Source organism: Delftia sp. UME58, from assembly GCF_014170385.1.
Classification (GTDB): domain Bacteria; phylum Pseudomonadota; class Gammaproteobacteria; order Burkholderiales; family Burkholderiaceae_C; genus Comamonas; species Comamonas acidovorans.
Genome location: NZ_LZZV01000098.1, coordinates 94512 through 109761, shown reverse-complemented (window position 1 = coordinate 109761; position 15250 = coordinate 94512). Strand labels below are relative to the sequence as shown.

10 protein-coding genes and 1 pseudogene are annotated in these 15250 nt (G+C 60.4%); 9 read left to right on the top strand and 2 right to left on the bottom strand.

Going from position 1 to position 15250, the window contains the following annotated elements; genetic code table 11:
* Positions 1 to 62: 62 nt before the first annotated feature.
* Complete coding sequence (bdcA, locus tag A9976_RS25010; RefSeq protein WP_183021233.1) at positions 63 to 776, top strand: SDR family oxidoreductase; 714 nt, start codon at positions 63 to 65, stop codon at positions 774 to 776.
* A gap of 215 nt (positions 777 to 991) precedes the next feature.
* On the opposite strand, the pseudogene A9976_RS25005 reads toward bdcA, so the two are convergent.
* Together A9976_RS25005 and A9976_RS25000 are read right to left on the bottom strand one after the other, a co-directional pair.
* Positions 992 to 1835 (bottom strand): annotated as a pseudogene (locus tag A9976_RS25005) (IS5 family transposase).
* A gap of 61 nt (positions 1836 to 1896) precedes the next feature.
* Positions 1897 to 2547 (bottom strand): TetR/AcrR family transcriptional regulator, encoded by a 651-nt coding sequence (locus tag A9976_RS25000; RefSeq protein WP_183021232.1) that lies wholly within the window; start codon positions 2545 to 2547, stop codon positions 1897 to 1899.
* Positions 2548 to 2640: 93 nt separating this feature from the next.
* On the opposite strand from A9976_RS25000, the gene A9976_RS24995 reads away from it, so the two are divergent.
* The 8 genes from A9976_RS24995 to A9976_RS24960 all read left to right on the top strand — a co-directional run bounded on the left by A9976_RS24995 (position 2641) and on the right by A9976_RS24960 (position 15240).
* On the top strand, positions 2641 to 3846 hold the full coding sequence (locus tag A9976_RS24995; RefSeq protein ID WP_183021231.1) for an alcohol dehydrogenase: 1206 nt from the start codon (positions 2641 to 2643) through the stop codon (positions 3844 to 3846).
* Between the two features lie 19 nt (positions 3847 to 3865).
* On the top strand, positions 3866 to 5296 hold the full coding sequence (locus tag A9976_RS24990; protein ID WP_183021230.1) for an NAD-dependent succinate-semialdehyde dehydrogenase: 1431 nt from the start codon (positions 3866 to 3868) through the stop codon (positions 5294 to 5296).
* Between the two features lie 70 nt (positions 5297 to 5366).
* A complete protein-coding gene (locus tag A9976_RS24985) occupies positions 5367 to 8645 on the top strand; it encodes a carboxyl transferase domain-containing protein (protein ID WP_183021229.1) in 3279 nt (1092 codons plus the stop codon).
* A gap of 66 nt (positions 8646 to 8711) precedes the next feature.
* The gene (locus tag A9976_RS24980; protein WP_183021228.1) at positions 8712 to 10337 is read left to right on the top strand and encodes an AMP-binding protein; all 1626 of its coding nucleotides are present in this window, start codon (positions 8712 to 8714) and stop codon (positions 10335 to 10337) included.
* Positions 10334 to 12139, top strand: coding sequence for a class I adenylate-forming enzyme family protein (locus tag A9976_RS24975; RefSeq protein ID WP_183021227.1), 1806 nt, complete (start codon positions 10334 to 10336; stop codon positions 12137 to 12139). Before A9976_RS24980 ends, A9976_RS24975 begins: the two co-directional genes overlap by 4 nt.
* A gap of 122 nt (positions 12140 to 12261) precedes the next feature.
* A complete protein-coding gene (locus A9976_RS24970; protein WP_183021226.1) occupies positions 12262 to 13476 on the top strand; it encodes an ABC transporter substrate-binding protein in 1215 nt (404 codons plus the stop codon).
* A gap of 271 nt (positions 13477 to 13747) precedes the next feature.
* Positions 13748 to 14518: an ABC transporter ATP-binding protein gene (locus A9976_RS24965; RefSeq protein ID WP_183021225.1), complete on the top strand. Its 771-nt coding sequence runs from the start codon at positions 13748 to 13750 to the stop codon at positions 14516 to 14518.
* A gap of 2 nt (positions 14519 to 14520) precedes the next feature.
* A complete protein-coding gene (locus A9976_RS24960) occupies positions 14521 to 15240 on the top strand; it encodes an ABC transporter ATP-binding protein (protein WP_183021224.1) in 720 nt (239 codons plus the stop codon).
* The last annotated feature ends 10 nt before the right edge of the window (positions 15241 to 15250 follow it).

Genomic DNA, 15250 nt, shown 5'->3' with positions numbered 1-15250 from the left:
ACCTTGACGTGGGTTCGGAACTTTATGTAGTCTACCATACATATTATTTCAAGGAGAGTCTCATGGCCACATTTCAAGGAAAGTCCGTTCTGGTGCTCGGCGGCAGTCGGGGAATAGGGGCGGCGATCGTGCGGCGCTTCGTGGCCGACGGCGCAACCGTCACCTTCACCTATGCCGCATCTCGTGAGGCTGCGGAGCAGTTGGCTAGCGAAACGGGCAGCACGGCGATCATGACCGACAGCGCCGACCGGAACGCGGTCATCGCGCTGGTGCGCGAGAGCGGGCCGTTGGATGTTCTCGTGGTGAATGCCGGCATCGGTGTTTTCGGCGACCCGTTGGAACAGGACCCGGACGCGATCGACCGGCTGTTCCAGATCAATATCCACGCGCCCTATCATGCCTCAGTCGAGGCGGCGCGGCGGATGCCAAAGGGCGGGCGGATCATCGTGATCGGTTCTGTGAACGGTGAGCGCATTCCCATGGCTGGTCTGGCCTCATACGCGTTGAGCAAGTCCGCCATGCAGGGCCTGGCGCGAGGGCTGGCGCGCGATTTCGGGCCACGCGGGATCACGGTGAATGTCGTTCAACCAGGGCCAATCGATACCGACGCAACACCGGCGGACGGACCGATGCAGGAGTTGTTGTACGGCTTCATGGCCATCAAGCGGTACGGGCGGCCTGAAGAAGTGGCGGGAATGGTCGCCTGGCTGGCGGGACCGGAAGCGGACTTCGTGACAGGGGCGATGCACACGATCGACGGCGCTTTCAGCGCCTGAACCGACGCGACGCCTGCTAGTCATCTGGAACTGAAGTTAGTTACATAATAAACAAACGCTCTGAGCTATGGAAGGTCTGCAAAACCCCATTCAACAGGCCCGCCTGACGCCACAGCCGGTGTAACTTGCCCAACGACTCTGCAAGCCAGCCTTTTCGGACCCGTCAGCAACGTTAGAAGACCTTTTCAGGCCTCACGGCGCCACTTCGGCACCATTCAGACGCACCTATATCCCTGCGCACTCATGATGCGCTTGCGTGCCATCCACAGATTGCTCAGTGCAAACAGCATCGTCAGTCGCGATGTGTTCTTGTGCACGGCGCTTGCCCGGACGCATCGCCACATGCCATTGCGTCTTGCTGCCTTGCGATTCTTCGCGCTTGTCCACTCCCTGGTAACCGGCATCACCCCAGGCATGCTGCTCCTGTCCATGCAGCAAGCTTGCAGCCTGTGTCACGTCGCTGACGTTGGCGGCGGTGCCGATGACCGTATGCACCAAACCCGATTCGGCATCCACACCGATATGCGCCTTCATTCCAAAATGCCATTCGTTGCCCTTCTTGGTCTGATGCATCTCGGGATCACGTTCACCCTCCTTGTTCTTGGTCGAACTGGGCGCCGCAATGATGGTGGCATCCACGATGGTTCCGGTCTTGAGCATCAGGCCTTGCTGGGCCAGCGTGGCGTTGATGGTGGACAGCACCTGGGGCGCCAGTTGGTGCTTGTCCAGCAGATGGCGAAAGCGCAGGATGGTGGTCTCGTCGGGCATGCGCGCAGAGCCGTCCAGACCTGCAAAGCGGCGGTACAAGGGCCGTTCATGCAGTTCGTCTTCCATGGCCGGATCGCTGAGGTTCCACCACAGCTGCAGGCAGTGGATACGAAGCATGGTTTCGATGGGAAATGGTGGGCGCCCGCCCAAAGCCTGGTGCGCGCCACGAGCAAAAGGAGCAATGAGTGCCACCAGTGCAGACCAGGGTACGACCTAGTTCATCTCATCAAGCAAGACTTCCTTGCGGGTCTTCTTGGGCAGCGGGTCCAAGCCTAGGGTGAATTGGTCCATGGCGTCATTGTCCTGGATGGTCGGGCTTGGGGGCTGAGGTTTTGCAGACCTTCCCTAGCTCTTATAAGCTCTCGAGGCATACATATTTACCGTTCCAGCCTACGAGTCGCAATGCCATATGAGTCATTTCCTGGCACAACTCGTCGATCGATAGCTTGCCATTTGGCTGGTACCAGCGGTGCGTCCATTGGATCATGCCGCTAATGGCAAATGCTGTGATTTTTGCGTTGTCGGTATGAAAAACTCCAGCACTAATGCCATTGCAGATGAGCCGGGTCACTAGGGCGTCAAACTCGTGGTATTTATTGCGTATATCTGCAATTTTTTCTGGACTCAGATTCTTCTCCTCCTCGAGAAGAATGGCGGAAAAGGTGCTTAGCTCAATTTTATCGCGAGTGTATGCCCGGATGAAATATTCAAAGCGTCTAACAGGATCTTGATCCTCCAATTGTTCGCATTGGCTGACGGTTGCATACAGATCTGAAAACACCTTGTCGAACAGGCGCTCAAGCAGATCATGTTTGGACTTGAAGCGCTTGTAAATAAAGGGCTTGGTCACGCCCAGCGAAGCCGCAATGTCGTCCAGCGTCGCGCTTTTGAAGCCACGCTTGTAGAACAACTCCGCCGCAGCGTTGAGGATCAAATTGTCTTTGTATTCCAGGAGTTGGTGTTTTGCGTCGCTGACGCCGGGTTCGGTCCGCTGAGACTGCACTGCTGATTTCTCCTTGAGGGCTCCATCCTGCTGCCATGGCGCCTCCACCCAAAGCGGAGGCGACTGCAGGATTTTGCATGACAGGAAGTATCCGTGATTTCCCTGATGGTATCAATTGATACTGATTGGTATCTTTCGGTTCTAGACGGTCTTGAAGCAATGCACGCAGTTTGGCGATGCAGTGACTTAGCCGTACATACCGCAGGAGAAAAGATGCTGGACTCAACACAAAGCAAGGACCATGACGACGAGCAACTGAGCTACCAGGTGGTGGACTTTGGCAAACCGTTGCAACTGGCGCGCCGCGCCATCGCGCCGCCGCAGGGCAGTGAAGTACTGGTGCGCATCAGTGCCTGTGGCGTATGCCATAGCGATCTGCACATGGCCGAGGGGTTCTTCGATTTGGGTGAGGGCCGGCGCTTTGGCTTGGAGAAAGTCCTCAAGCCGCCTCGCACACTGGGCCACGAGATGGTCGGCACCGTGGCTGCCAAGGGGTCGGAGGCAGATTGCGCACTGGGGAGCTCCGTGATTGTCTTTCCCTGGATCGGCTGTGGCCAGTGCGCGTTGTGTGCTCGGGGTGATGAGCATCTGTGTGCCCGTCCCGAAAGCCTGGGGACCACTCGAGACGGCGGCTTCAGCACCCATGTGCGCGTACCCCACCCCAAGTATCTGCTTGACCATAGCGGCATTGGTGCGCAATTTGCTGCCACGCTGGCGTGCTCAGGCTTGACCGCATATTCAGCCCTGAAGAAAGTGCCCAATGCAACTGAAAAAGCACCGCTGGTGATCATCGGTGCGGGTGGCGTGGGGCTCGCGGCTGTAGCGCTGGCAAAAGCGTTGCATGGTCTGGGGCCGATTGTGGTGGACATCGACCCGGCCAAGCGGCAGGCAGCGCTGGACGCCGGTGCCAGCCAAGTGGTCGATCCGACGCAGACAGATGCTGCCAAAACCTTGGCGCGCTCCACCCCCGAGGGTATTGCTGCGGTGATCGACTTTGTCGGTGCCACATCCACCTTCGAATTTGCCAATGCCGTGGTGGGCAAGGGGGGCACGATCGTGATCGTGGGCCTGTTTGGCGGCAGTGCCAGCTTGCAACTGCCCTGTCTGCCGATGCGCTCCATCTCCATCGGCGGTTCCTATGTTGGCTCCCTGGGAGAGATGCGGGAGCTGGTGGAACTGGCCAAGAAAGGCGTACTTCCCCCTTTGCCGCTCAGTAGCCACCAACTGAGCGATGTCCAGTCCGTGCTCGACGCTCTGCGCTCCGGCAAGGTAACGGGCCGTGCGATTTTGCAGTATTGATTGCCTCAAGGAGCTTGATATGAATTATCAAATCCAATTGCTCATTGACGGGCAATGGCGTGATGCCGGTGATGCCCAATGGCTGGACATCGTCAATCCTGCTGATGAAGGCGTGATTGGCAAGGTGGCCAAAGCCAGCATGGCAGATCTGGATGATGCACTGGCTTCTTCGCGAAGCGGTTTTACCGCCTGGCGTAAAAGTTCGGCCATGGAGCGGTCTGCCTTCTTGCGCAAAGCAGCTGCGCTGGTCCGCAAACATGCCGAAGAGATGGCCGTAATGCTGGTGCACGAGCAGGGGAAGCGCCTGGTTGAGGCCAGGGTTGAGGTGTCTGGCGCCAGTGAGGTGCTGGAATGGTTTGCAGAAGAAGCTCGGCGTGTCTATGGCAGCGTGATCGCCCCGCGTTCGCCCGAACTGCGCCAGTATGTATTGCACGAGCCGGTCGGTCCGGTGGCGGCTTTCACGCCCTGGAACTTTCCGATCAACCAGGCGGTGCGCAAGATAGCGGCGGCCTTGGCGGCTGGTTGCTCCATCATTGTCAAGGGCTCCGAAGAGACGCCGGTGGCGCTGGCCCGCTTCGTGGCGCTGCTGACCGAAGCCGGGCTGCCGGCGGGAGTGATCAACTTGGTCTTTGGGGTGCCAGCTGAGATATCGCAGCACTTGATTGCTTCACCGGTGATCCGCAAGATTTCTTTCACCGGCTCCACGGCGGTGGGCAAGCTGCTCAGCGCCCAGGCCGGTGCAGAAATGAAGCGCGTATCGATGGAGCTGGGAGGCCATGCGCCAGCCATCATCTGCGATGACGCAGATCTGCCGCGCGCCGTCAAGTTGCTGGCGGTACAGAAATTCTGGAACGCAGGTCAGGCCTGCATTTCGCCCTCGCGTTTTCTGGTCCAGTCGGCGATCTATGACGAATCTGTGGCCGCTTTCCAGCGTCTGGCAGAGAGCTATGCCACTGGCAATGGACTGGAGAAATCCACCCGCATGGGGCCACTGGCCAACCCGCGTCGCGTGGCGGCGATGCAGGCGCTGGTCGATGATGCGCTGGCCAAGGGCGCGCGCTTGGTGACCGGTGGCGTTACGCCCCATGGTAAGGGCTATTTCTATCCGGCGACCGTATTGGCTGATGTGCCCCGGGATGCCCGCGTCTTCAACGAAGAGCCCTTTGGGCCTATTGCGGCCTTTGCACGCTTTGATACCGACGAGCAGGTGCTGGAGGAGGCCAATCGCCTGCCTTGGGGCTTGGCGGCCTATGTGTTCACCAGCTCGGCGCTGCGCGCAGAAACCTTCAAGAGCCAGGTCGAGAGTGGTCTGGTGGGCATCAACTCGATTGCGATGGGCTTTCCGGAGCAGCCCTTTGGTGGCGTCAAGGACTCGGGCTATGCCAGCGAGGGCGGGGCGGACGCGCTCGAGTTCTATTTGAGCACCAAGTTCGTCAGTCAGGCTTGCTGAGCGGGCTTGCCACAACCGGATCATGAAAGCCCCCGGGCTTTCGGCTATCTACACAAGTGAAGGATGAAGCATGCACAAGGTATTGATTGCCAACCGAGGCGAAATCGCGGTGCGCATCGCACGCACGGCGGCCGATCTGGGCATCAAGACCGTGGCAGTCTATTCCAGCGACGATGCGGCATCGATGCACCGGCAGGCGTCTGACAGCGCACGCGCGCTGGGTGTGGAAGGTGCCAAGGTCTATCTGGACATAGAGCATCTGCTGGAGATTGCGCGCCAGGAGGATTGTGATGCCATCCATCCCGGCTACGGCTTTTTAAGCGAGAACGCCACATTCGCCACAGCTTGCCACGAGGCGGGTATCTGTTTTATCGGCCCCTCCGTCCAGGCGCTGGAGACCTTTGGCGACAAGAGCCGGGCCAGGGCCTTGGCATTGCGTGAGCAAGTGCCGGTGGCCCAGGGTACGCAAGGCGCCACAACGCTCGAGCAGGCAACCGAATTCATGCAGCAGTTGGGCGGCCCCATCATGCTCAAGGCCGTGGCCGGCGGTGGTGGGCGTGGCATGCGTGCGGTGATGCGGCCAGATGAGCTGGCCAGCGCCTACCGGCGCTGCAGCTCTGAAGCCCTGACGGCCTTTGGCAAAGGCGACGTCTATGTGGAGCAGTTGATTACCGGCGCTCGCCATATCGAGGTGCAAATCGTTGGCGATGGCAGCGGCGCGGTACAGCACCTTTTCGAGCGCGACTGCACGCTGCAGCGCAGGCACCAGAAGTTGCTGGAAATAGCGCCCAGCCCCTTCATCGGCGCCGAACTGCGCGAGCGCCTGACCTCTGATGCCTGCCGCCTGGCGGCCTCGCTGAACTACCGCGGGCTCGGAACGGTGGAGTTCCTTGTGGATGGAGACAGTGGTCGCTACATCTTCATCGAATGCAATCCCAGGCTGCAGGTCGAGCATACGGTCACCGAGGCCATCACCGGCCTTGATCTGGTGGCCTTGCAATTTGCCCTAGCCCAGGGGGTGAGCCTGGGTGAACTCGGGCTGACACAGGCGCCGCGCCTGCCGCAGATGTTCGCCATACAGGCTCGCGTCAACATGGAATCCATGCAGGCGGATGCACAGGCATTTCCTACCGGCGGCACCTTGTCGGCCTTCGAGCCGCCATCGGGGCCCGGCGTGCGGGTAGACACTTTTGGCTATACCGGCTACGAGACCACCGGTAATTTCGATTCGCTACTGGCCAAGGTGATCGTGAGCGGGCCGACACGGCTGGAAGTGCTTTGTGCGAAGGCTGACCGCGCGCTGACCGAGTTTCGCATCGCGGGGGTGGAGACGAATATGGATTACCTTCGCGCGCTGTTGCAGGACCCGCAACTGTTGCGCGGGCAGGTCGATACCACCTATGTGGAGCGCTGTTCGGCCCAATTGCACGCTGCCGCCGCCAAGCTGGCTGATGAGCGCAGCCGACGCCTTGGCAGTCCGGCTGTTGCCACGGCGCAGGCTATCAGCAGTGAGCCGGAGGTGCCTGCCGGCGCATATGCCGTGCGGGCGCCGATGCGCGGCAAACTGATCTTTGTCGAGACCGATGCAGACCGGCTGCAAGCCTGCGGAGCATCCGTTGCCGTGCTGGAGGCGATGAAGCTGGAGCACAGCGTTGGCACTGCGCAAGGCGGTCGTTTTGTCGCAAGGGCCGGGCTGCTGGGCGAGGTGGTGGCCGCGGGCGCACTGCTGGGGTGGGTCCTGCCCGATGCCGCCGCCGATGCGTTGACGCAGGCTCTGGAGCAGAGCGATCCTGACCACATCCGAGCCGACCTGGCCCAGGTGCAGCACCGCAAGCAGGGTTTGCTGGATGCGGCGCGTCCCGAAGCGGTGGCCAAGCGCCGACGCCATGGCAAGAACACGGCGCGCGAGAATCTGGAGCACTTGCTCGATGCCGGCAGCTTTGTCGAATATGGCGGCTTGACGCTGGCCATGCAGCGCAGCCGGCGCAGCGAAGAAGAATTGCTTCGCCTGAGTCCGGCCGATGGCACGTTGACCGGCCTGGGCACGGTCAACGGCCAGTGGTTCGGCGCCGACCGTGCACGTTGCGCGGTCATGGCCTATGACTACACGGTATTTGCCGGAACCCAGGGTTTTATGGCGCACCGCAAAATGGATCGCATCGTCCATACCTGCGAGCGGTTGGGCGTGCCCTTCATCCTGTTTGCAGAAGGTGGTGGAGGCCGGCCGGGGGATACAGACTATGTGGGCGTCTCGGGTCTGGAGTTCACCACCTTTGCCCACATGGCTCGGCTGTCGGGGAAGGTGCCTACCATAGGCATGGTCTCGGGCCGCTGCTTCGCAGGCAATGCGGCCTTGCTCGGCTGCTGTGATGTCATCATCGCCACGCAAGACGCCAGCATTGGCATGGCGGGGCCGGCGATGATCGACGGCGGCGGCCTGGGCCAGGTCCATGCCGATGAAGTGGGGCCGGTCGAGGTGCAGACCAAGAACGGCGTCATTGATCTGGTGGCCAGGGATGAGACCGCGGCCATTGAACTGGCCAAAACCTACCTGGGCTTCGTGCAGGGTAGGGTGGAGCCGGGCCTGGCGGCGGATCAGCGCAGGCTGCGTGCCATGGTGCCGGAGAACCGCGTCAAAGGCTATGACGTGCGGCAGGTGGTTCACACGTTATTTGACGAAGCCAGTTTTCTGGAGTTGCGCGAGCATTTTGGCCGCAGCGTGGTGACCGGTTTTGCGCGTTTGCAGGGCCAGGCCGTGGGCGTGATCGCCAATGATGGCAGCCATCTTGGCGGTGCCCTTGACTCGAACAGTGCGGACAAGATCTCCCGCTTTCTGGAACTGTGCGACAGCTATGGCCTGCCGGTGGTGTCGCTATGCGATACGCCGGGCTTCATGGTAGGCCCGGAGAGCGAGAAGACGGCTGCAGTCCGCCATTTGGCGCGCATCTTTGTCACTGCCAGCCATATCAAGGTGCCGGTGCTGGCCATCATCCTGCGCAAAGCCTATGGCCTGGGGGCACAGGCCATGCTGGGAGGCAACTCGCTCGCCCCCGTGGCCACGGTGGCATGGCCCACTGGAGAGTTGGGCCCCATGGGCATAGATGGCGCGGTGCGCCTGGCCTATCGCAGGGAGTTGGAAGCGCTGGAGGATCCCGCCGAAAAAGATGCTTTCTTCAAAGCCAGAACCGATGAAATCTATGCGCAGGGCCAAGCATTGAATGTGGCCAGCTACAACGAGATTGACGATGTGATCGATCCGGCACAGACCCGCGAATGGTTGCTCGCCATGCTGGCGAGGCTGCCCCCGGCCCAGCCAGGGCGTGCTGCCTCTGGGGTGTCGCCGTGGTGAAGAACCAGTGCGCCTTTATACATCGCCCGTGATCGGTGAATTGAAAAAGCAAGTACCGGAGACAGCATGACCAGCATTGCATATCGTCAGCAAGAAAAGCCACTGCATGAGTATCTGCGCCAACATGCACGGCAGCAACCGGAAAAAGCGGCCTTCGTCTGGTATGGCACCGCCATCAGCTATGGCCAGCTCGATGCGATGAGCGACACCTTCGCCGCCCAGTTGCACAAACTGGGCGTGGTCAAAGGCGATAGGGTGGCATTGTTCATGCAGAACTGCCCGCAGTATGTGATCGCGCACATGGGCATACAGAAGCTGGGTGCGGTGGTCGGCCCTTGCAGCCCGCTGTTCAAGGGCCATGAGCTGGAATATCAACTGTCCGACTTGGGTGCCAAGGTCATTGTGGCGGCCGATGTGCTGTATGACACCGTGCAGGCCGCGCGTCCCAAGAGCGCCATCGAACACGTATTCCTGACGCACTATGCTGACCTGCTGCCGCAGCAGCCCACCATCAACGTGCCCGACGAAATACGCACGCCCAAGCGGAGGATCGCTGGCACCACCGATTTCCTGGATAGCCTGGCCGAGCCACTGCCTGCACCTGATACAGGGGCATTGGACATGGACGACGTGGTGCTGATGACCTATACGTCCGGCACGACCGGCCTGCCCAAGGGCGCGATGCTGACCTACCGCAACGCACTGTTCAAGACGCATGCTGCCGCGGACAACAACCCGGTGCGCAATGACGACACCATGCTGGCTGTAGCGCCGCTCAACCACATTGCCGGCATGTTGATTGGAATGAACGTGACGATCTACACCGGCATCAGTTGCGTGCTGCTGTATCGCTTCGATCCGGTGCAGGTGCTGCAGGCGCTGGAGGGCTACCGTGTGACCTGGTGGTACAGCGTGGCCAGCATGAACGCTGCGGTTCTGCAGGTGGACCATGCCGCTGACTACGACCTGTCCGCACTGCGCATCAATCCCTGCACCAGTTTCGGCGTCACCATCAATGAGGCTCTGGCACAGCAGTGGCGCGGTTTGGCTCCTCACTGTCAGCTTTTCGAAGTGACCTATGGTATGTCCGAAACCCATACATGGGATACCTCGATGCCGGTCGATGCCATCAAGTGGGGCGCGCACGGTATACCGGTGGCCGGGGTGGAGTGCCGGGTAATCGATGCCAGCACGGGTGACGACATGCCCACGGGCGAGGTCGGCGAAGTGATCGTGCGCAGCCAGGGAAACTTCAAGGGGTATTGGAACAAGCCGGAAGCCACGGCCAGCACGCTCAGGAACGGCTGGGTACACACCGGAGACATGGGCAAGCTGGACGTCGACGGCTACCTCACCTTCACCGGGCGCTTCAAGGAGATGATCAAGGTATCCGGCTACAGCGTTTTCCCTGAAGAGGTCGAATCGATCGTCGTCAAACACCCTGCCGTTGCACAGGTCGCGGTCATTGGCATCGACGACCCACTCAAAGGCCAAGTTGTCAAGGCCGTGGTCGTCCTGCGCAAGGGCGGCACGGCAGTCGGCGCGCAGCAGTTGATCGACTGGTGCCGTGAGCAGATGTCGGCCTATAAGGTCCCCAGGGAGATCGAGTTTCGGGAGGCGTTGCCGACCACCGGCACTGGCAAGGTGCTACGCCGGTTGCTGAAAGACACTCCCAAGGTGGTGGCGCCATGACCCAGTACAGCAACGCTTCACGGGCGGATGCCTGGGATGATCAGACCCTGCTCCATGCACTTCAGCAGGACGGTGAACTGGTGACCGAGCGGCTGGCGCATTGGGCTCGATCCAAGGGCGAGCAGCAGTTTTACTTTTATGGCGAAGACGATATTCGGCTGAGCTATGCAGAGTTTGACCGCATCACCGATGCCATCGCAGGCAATCTGGCTGCTGCAGGGGTGCGCAAGGGTATGCCAGTGTCGGTGTTCATGCGCAACCAGTTGGTGAGCGCGCTGGCGATGTTCGGGATATGGAAGGCCGGAGCCGTGTTTGCCCCCATCAACTTCGGTTTGGCGGGACGTTTACTGGCCTACCAGATTGGCGACACCCGGCCGGTGATGCTGATCGCGGAGCGGGCACTGGTGCCGGCGCTCAATTCCATTGCCGACCAGACCTCCGGCCTGGAGCACCTGGTGGTGTATGACCCGCCCGAAGGCAGCCACGACCAGGTGGAAGCCGCCGTCGCCTTTGCAGGCGCGCTGGCGGAGACCGCGTGGACCGAGCTTACCCAGCCTGCGAGCCGGCCCGAGGTGGCGTTGGCCTATGACGATGTCTGCAACATCATCTACACCTCGGGCACCACTGGCCCGTCCAAGGGCGTGGTGCAAAGCCACCGCTGGATGAACCAGTACACCTTCTTGTTCCGACAGCTGATCGATGGCGGCGACGTGGTCTACAACGACTTGCCCATGTATCACGTTGGCGGTGCAGTGTTCAACGTCGCGCGCGCCGTCTGGGCAGGCAGTGGCCTTGCTTGCTGGGATCGGTTCAGTCCGAGTGATTTTTGGCGCCGTATCACGCTCAGCAACGCCACCAGTGCGGTGCTGGTGGACACCATGATTTCCTGGCTGGCCAAGGCGGAACCCTCGGACGCCGACCGGCACAACAGCCTCAGCAAAGTCCATATGCAGCCGCTGCCCGAGCGTCACGCCGAAATTTCGCGTCGTTTTGGCTTTGATTTTGTCTCTGCTGGATTTGGTCAGACTGAATCAGGCATGTCGTGCTTCACCGTGATCGAGGAAACCGATGACGGCACCCGCTCGCCAGTACCCTATCAAAGAGGACAGTCTGCCAAGACAACTCGTGAGCGCGTCTCGGCTTACGGCGTTCATGTGATTGGCTGCGATCAAGCCGAATCCGTTGGCAAGGGATATATGGGGTGGCCCTCGAGTTTTGTCGAAGCGGCCATCCTTGACGAGCGCGACTGCGCGTGCGCGCCGGGCGAGGTGGGCCAGTTGGCTTTTCGCTCCAAGCTGCCACATTACCTGATGGTCGAGTATTTGGGCAAACCGGAAGCTACGGCCAAGGCCTTTCGCAATCTCTGGTTCCATACCGGCGATTCGGCACGTCGCAACCCCGATGGAAGCTTTTTATTCGTCGACCGCATGGGCGATCGCATACGTGTGCGTGGGGAAAATATCTCGTCTTTTCACATCGAGGACATGGTCAATCAGTGCCCGGCGGTAGAGATGAGCGCGGCATTTGCGATACCCGCTGGCGAAGGTGACGAGGATGATGTCGTGGTCTATGCAGTGGCCCGCGCCCAGCAGTCGCTGGATTCGCAGACGCTGCATGCCTGGTGCAAAGAGCACATGCCCAAATTCATGCGGCCGCGCCATATTCGGGTGGTTGCGGAGTTGCCACGCACACTGACGCAAAAGATAGAGAAGTTCAATCTGCGCGCCATGTTCCTGGCCGAACTGCAGGGGCCAGTCGACCCTGAAACAGCGGAGGCGCTATCGCCAGAGGGGGCTACATGAGCTGAATGCCGCCATCACTAGCCGGCGCGCTGCGCCATATCCATGTACAGGAAAAGAGACGAGTTCCCGACGGGAGCATCCCATGTTGACGTGCTGCGGGACATCACCAGGAGACCATTCCCATGAAATTCACTGCCAACCACTGTCTGAGTGCCATTCTTGCAAGCCTGGGATTGGCATCTACCGCCCATGCTCAAGGTGTGTCCGACAATGTCGTCAAGATCGGAGTCATTAGCGATACCTCCAGTGCTTATGCGGACATTGGCGGCAAGGGGTCGGTGGCGGCGGCCGCAATGGCGATCAAGGATTTTGGCGGCAAAGTGCTGGGCAAGCCGATAGAAATGCTCTCGGTGGATCACCAAAACAAGGCCGACATTGGCGCTACCCGCGCGCGAGAGTGGTTTGACCGCGAAAGCGTGGACATGGTAGTGGGCCTGGGCAACACGGCGGTTCACAACGCTGTAGCCACCGTCGCCAAGGAAAAAAACAAAGTGATTCTCAACACCGAAGCTGGCTCCAGCACCATCACGGGCGAGAACTGTGCGGCGAATGTGGTGCACTACACTTATGACACCTATGCCACAGCCAACAGCACGGTCAAGGCCGTAACTGAGGGCGGCGGCAAGACTTGGTACATCGTGGCGGTTGACTACGCATTCGGCCAGTCCCTATCGAACGATATCTCGGCAGCGCTCGACAAAAATGGTGGAAAGATCGTCGGTACGGTGAAACACCCGCTCAATGCATCGGATCTCTCGTCATTCCTGCTCACGGCGCAGGCGTCGAAGGCCCAGGTCATCGCATTGGCAAACGGGGTCAACGACACCATCAACTCGATCAAGAGTGCGCGCCAGTTTGGCATCACGAGCACGCAAAAAGTGGCGGCCATGATGCTATTCATTTCGGACGTGCATGCGCTGGGCCTGAACACTGCTCAAGGTATGTATGCCACCACCGCCTTTTACTGGGATCGAACACCCGAGAGCCGTGAATGGTCGCAAAAGTACTTCAAGGCTATGAACAAGATGCCAACCATGGCCCAGGCCGGCACGTATTCGGCCGTGATGCACTACCTTAAGGCGGTCGAGGCTGCAGGCACGGATGACACGGCAGCTGTCATGGCGATGATGAAGAAGATGCCAATCAATGACTTCTTTGCTAAGGATGGCAAGATCCGCGAGGATGGGCGCATGGTGCACGACATGTATTTGGTGCAAGTCAAGAAGCCCAGTGAGTCCAAGGCGCCGTGGGACTACTACAAAGTTATCGCGACCATTCCTGGCGATCAGGCATTCCGCCCTTTGCCCGAGGGTAAATGCCCACTGGTCAAATACTGAATTACAAGTTTCAGCACTGTGATTTCTGTGGGCGTAAGTGGTCCATGGCATTGGAAATCAGCGCTGTCGTTGCGAGTATGACTGCATTGTGCGTCTGGTCAAACTCGGCCGTCCGCTGCGCCCCTCTGCCGCTTGATTCATAGAGCATCCATAGAGAAATCGCAAGCGTATTGCATCGCCTATGGGGCAGTGGAGGCCATCCTAGGCCACCAAAAATGAGGCACACCAATAAATGGATGTGCTGTTTGTCGCGATCATGAAGCACCTCTGCATGAGCAATTTCATCTTGCAAACAGAAGACCTGACCAAGGAGTTCCGGGGTTTCACGGCGGTGAGCAACGTCAACCTTTCGGTGGCGCGCGGCTCCATCCATGCGCTTATCGGCCCCAATGGCGCCGGCAAGACCACCTGCTTCAACCTGCTGACCAAGTTCCTGACGCCGACCAAGGGCGTCATCCGCTTCAACGGCATCGACATCACCAAGGAGCAGCCGGCGCAGATCGCGCGGCGCGGGGTGATCCGCTCGTTCCAGATCTCGGCCGTTTTCCCGCACCTCACGCTGCTGGAGAACGTGCGCGTGGGCCTGCAGCGCGGCCTGGGCACGGCCTTCCATTTCTGGCGCAGCGAACAGTCGCTCAACCAGTTGGACGAGCGCGCCCGGGCGCTGCTCGAAGAGGTGGGCCTCGCACACATGGCCGACGAAGTTACCGTCAACCTGCCCTATGGCCAGAAGCGTGCGCTCGAGATCGCCACCACGCTGGGCATGGAGCCCGAGCTGATGCTGCTCGACGAGCCCACGCAGGGCATGGGCCACGAGGATGTGGACCGCGTCACCCAGCTCATCAAGAAGGTGTCGGCGGGCCGCACCATCCTGATGGTGGAGCACAACATGAAGGTGATCTCCACCATTGCCGACCGCATCACGGTGCTGCAGCGCGGCGCCATCCTGGCGGAAGGCGACTACCGGACGGTATCGCAGAACCCGCAGGTGATGGAAGCCTACATGGGCACGACCGACGGCCAATTGCAAGGGGCCCACTGAGCATGAACAACGCAACGACTCCCGCGCTCGAGATCAACGACCTGCAGGCCTGGTATGGCGAATCGCACGTGCTGCACGGCGTGCAGATGTGCGTGATGCCCGGCGAGGTGGTGACCCTGCTGGGCCGCAACGGCGCAGGGCGCACCTCGACCATGCGCGCCGTGATGGGGCTGATCGGTGCGCGCAAGGGCTCGATCAAGATCAACGGCGTGGAAACCATCCAGATGCCCACGCACCGCATCGCCCACCTGGGCGTGGGCTACTGCCCCGAAGAGCGCGGCATCTTCGCCAGCCTCTCGTGCGAGGAGAACCTGATGCTGCCGCCGGCGCTCAAGACCGGCACCGACGGCATGTCGGTTCATGAAATCTACGCCATGTTCCCCAACCTCGCCGAGCGCCGCCAGAGCCAGGGCACGCGCCTGTCGGGCGGCGAGCAGCAGATGCTGGCGGTGGCGCGCATTTTGCGCACTGGCGCCAAGCTGCTCTTGCTCGACGAGATCTCGGAAGGCCTGGCGCCGGTGATCGTGCAGGCGCTGGCGCGCATGATCGTGAGCCTGCGACAGAAGGGCTACACCATCGTGATGGTGGAGCAGAACTTCCGTTTTGCGGCGCCGTTGGCCGACCGCCTGTATGTGATGGAGCACGGCCAGATCGTGGAGCAGTTCGGCGCGTCCGAGCTGGAGGCGAAGATGCCTTTGCTCAGTACCTTGCTCGGCGTCTGAGCGGGACGAT

Coding starts and splice junctions, on each gene's coding strand:
- A9976_RS24980 (WP_183021228.1), top strand. CDS start 8,712: ATGACCAGCATTGCATATCGTCAGCAAGAAAAGCCACTGCATGAGTAT.
- A9976_RS24965 (WP_183021225.1), top strand. CDS start 13,748: ATGAGCAATTTCATCTTGCAAACAGAAGACCTGACCAAGGAGTTCCGG.
- A9976_RS24970 (WP_183021226.1), top strand. CDS start 12,262: ATGAAATTCACTGCCAACCACTGTCTGAGTGCCATTCTTGCAAGCCTG.
- A9976_RS24990 (WP_183021230.1), top strand. CDS start 3,866: ATGAATTATCAAATCCAATTGCTCATTGACGGGCAATGGCGTGATGCC.
- A9976_RS24985 (WP_183021229.1), top strand. CDS start 5,367: ATGCACAAGGTATTGATTGCCAACCGAGGCGAAATCGCGGTGCGCATC.
- A9976_RS24975 (WP_183021227.1), top strand. CDS start 10,334: ATGACCCAGTACAGCAACGCTTCACGGGCGGATGCCTGGGATGATCAG.
- A9976_RS24960 (WP_183021224.1), top strand. CDS start 14,521: ATGAACAACGCAACGACTCCCGCGCTCGAGATCAACGACCTGCAGGCC.
- bdcA (WP_183021233.1), top strand. CDS start 63: ATGGCCACATTTCAAGGAAAGTCCGTTCTGGTGCTCGGCGGCAGTCGG.